The sequence below is a fragment of the Actinomycetota bacterium genome (genome assembly GCA_018830725.1).
Classification (GTDB): Bacteria; Actinomycetota; Humimicrobiia; order JAHJRV01; family JAHJRV01; genus JAHJRV01.
Map to the genome: position 1 here is coordinate 1 of JAHJRV010000150.1, position 2,949 is coordinate 2,949.

Genomic DNA, 2,949 nt, shown 5'->3' on the forward strand with positions numbered 1-2,949 from the left:
ATAAAAAATGAGTGTAAATGAGATAAAAATAGCTGATAACTTATATATATATTCAAGTTCAAGATATCATAATATCAACTCAAGTGCATTTTTAACAAGGGAAGGGGTATTAATTATTGACACTATGCTTTTTCCTGATGATATGAAAAGAGTTAGGAGACTAGTAAAACTTAGAGAACCTAAAGGTATAAAAGATATAATTAATACTCATTATCACTTAGATCATACATGCGGAAATGCAATATTTAATGATGCAAGAATTATAGCTCTTGATTTATGCAGGGATATGATGAAAAGACATGGTAAAGAGATTTTAGAGGAATTTGCAAAGGTTGAGCCTGAAATTGAGGGCACAGAAATTAATTTACCAAATATTACTTTTAATAAGAAAGCAAATTTATTTTTTAAAGATGAAGAGTTTGAGTTAATTTCAACACCAGGTCATTCTCCAGATTCAATTTGTGTCTATTGGAAAAATAAAGAAATTCTATTTGCTGGTGATACTGTTATTCCAGTTCCGTATTTCTATTACGGTAATAGGGAGAAACTCATAAAAACATTAGTGGATATAATTGCTCTTAAACCAAAATTGATTATACAGGGACATGGCATGCCAATTCAAGAGGAAAACATAGAAAAAGAATTGAATTCAAAGATTAAATATCTTAAAAAAATTAATGAAATTGTAAAAGAATCTATTGAAACTAAACTATCAAAGAGGGAAATTTATAGAATCTCTATAGATAAGTGTGGAATTGAAAAAGATCCTGATCCAGATGATTCATTTTGGATAAGGGATATACATATATCTAACTTAGCAAGAGTTTATAGAGATTTGAAATAAGGTAAAATTAGAAATAGAAATTGTTTTTATAGTATGAAAGGAGGAAGAATTGACAGTTCCGATAGTCTCCATAGTAGGAAAATCAAAATCTGGAAAAACAAGTCTATTAGAGAAATTGATACCTGAATTAAGGGGTAGAGGTTATAGTGTTGGTGTTATAAAGCATGATATTCATGATCATGAGATAGATATACCAGGAAAAGACTCATATAAGATAAAAAAAGCTGGTGCTGAAACCATTATTATTTCTTCTCCTAAAAAAATTTCTATGGTAAAAGATGTATCAAATAATGAAATCGATTTAGGATTATTGGCATTTAAATATTTAGAGAATGTGGATCTAATTCTAACTGAGGGATATAAGAAACAGGCATTTCCAAAAATAGAAGTTATAAGAAGTGAAGTATCTAAAGAACCAATATGCTCTCCAAAGGAAGTAATGGCTTTTATTTGTGATTTTCATATGAAATCATCAAGACCAGTTTTTGAAACAGAAGATATAAGAAAAGTTACAGATTTTATCGAAGATAGGTTTTTAATGAAAAGGAAGAAGGCAAAGATAAATTTATTAGTTGGAGGAAAAAGGATTCCTTTAAAAGGTTTTGTTCAAGATTTTATAGTAAATACGGTAAAGGGAATGATATCATCCTTGAAGAGAGTGGATAAAAAGAAAAAAATATATATAAGAATAGAGGAGGAAAAGTGATTACACCTGAAAAAGCTTTGCAAATTATCTTAGAAAATATTTCTATTTTAAAACCTAAGGATGTTCCTATATCAGATAGTTTAGGTTTGGTTGTTGCTGAGGATGTTTCTTCTGAAGAAAATATACCACCATTTGATAATTCAGCAATGGATGGATTTGCTGTTAGGTCAAAAGATACTGTAGGTGCATCTCCAAAAAATCCAGCAACTTTATTACTTAGAGGAGAGGCACTAATGGCTGGAACTACTCCTAAAGTTAAGCTAAAAGAACAAACAGCAGTTGGAATAATGACAGGTGCCCCCATTCCTTTAGGGGCTGATACAGTTATTCCAGTTGAATTTTGTAAAAAATTAGAAGATAGAGTTATTATATATACTCATTATCCTGCGAATATGAATACAAGAAGAGCTGGTGAGGATATAAGGAGAGGTGATAAAGTTTTAGAAAGAAATGCTTTAATATATCCAGCAGACATTGGGGTATTAGCTTCTTTAGGTATGGAGAAAATAAAGGTTTTTTCAAAACCAATTGTTGCAATTCTATGTACTGGAGATGAATTAGTAGATATCAAAACTCCCTTATCACCAGGAAAGATAAGAAGTTCAAATACTTATTCATTATCAGCTCAGGTGAAAGAAGTGGGAGCTATACCTTTAGAATATGGAATAGTTAAGGATAATACAGAAGAAATAAAAGAAAAAATTATAGATGCTCTGGAGAAAGCAGATTTGATAATTATATCTGGAGGAGTTTCTATGGGTGAACATGACCTTGTTAGAAATATTGTTACAGAGATTGGTGCTGAACTAAAGTTCTGGAAAATAACTCAAAGACCAGGTTTACCTATGGCGTTCTGGGTTTTTGAAAAAAAACCAATTTTTGGTCTTCCAGGGAATCCTGTTTCTGTGATGGTTTGTTTTGAAAATTATATAAGACCCTCTATTTTTAAAATGATGAATAAAAAGTTCCAACCTCGACAGATTATAAAGGCAAAGATGGCACACCCAGTTAAAAATAAAAAAGGTCGAGTTCATTATCTAAGAGTAATTGTTTATAAGGAAAGAGATGAGTTATGGGTAAAAACAACAGGTGACCAGGGTTCTGGTATATTAAGATCTATGGCAAAAGCAAATGGATTATTAACTATTCCAGCTGAGAAAAATTTTATTGAAAGAGGGGAAGATGTAGAGGTTAGAATGTTAAAAGCAATTCTTACTACACCAATTCCTATTAGTATTGAAAATTTTTAAATGTCTCTTGACTGTGTAGCCTCTCCTGTGGTGGGAGAGGGAAAGGGAGAGGGGGAAGATTAAAAATGATTAGATTTTCTATTTTGACTGTAAGTGATAAAGGATATAGAGGTGAAAGAGAAGATATCAGTGCGAATGTTATAAAGATA

3 protein-coding genes are annotated in these 2,949 nt (G+C 30.9%); all 3 read left to right on the top strand.

What is annotated here, in order from left to right:
* Positions 1-7 precede the first annotated feature (7 nt).
* Genes KKC53_06750 through KKC53_06760 form a run of 3 tightly spaced genes read left to right on the top strand, consistent with a single transcriptional unit; the run spans position 8 to position 2,800 of the window.
* Positions 8-844 carry an MBL fold metallo-hydrolase gene (locus tag KKC53_06750; protein ID MBU2598845.1) on the top strand — a complete coding sequence of 279 codons (837 nt, stop codon included), beginning with the start codon at positions 8-10 and terminating at the stop codon, positions 842-844.
* Positions 845-893: 49 nt separating this feature from the next.
* The gene (gene mobB, locus KKC53_06755; GenBank protein MBU2598846.1) at positions 894-1,550 is read left to right on the top strand and encodes a molybdopterin-guanine dinucleotide biosynthesis protein B; all 657 of its coding nucleotides are present in this window, start codon (positions 894-896) and stop codon (positions 1,548-1,550) included.
* The gene (locus KKC53_06760) at positions 1,547-2,800 is read left to right on the top strand and encodes a molybdopterin molybdotransferase MoeA (protein MBU2598847.1); all 1,254 of its coding nucleotides are present in this window, start codon (positions 1,547-1,549) and stop codon (positions 2,798-2,800) included. The genes mobB and KKC53_06760 overlap by 4 nt, the downstream gene beginning before the upstream one ends.
* The last annotated feature ends 149 nt before the right edge of the window (positions 2,801-2,949 follow it).

Coding starts and splice junctions, on each gene's coding strand:
- KKC53_06750 (MBU2598845.1), top strand. CDS start 8: ATGAGTGTAAATGAGATAAAAATAGCTGATAACTTATATATATATTCA.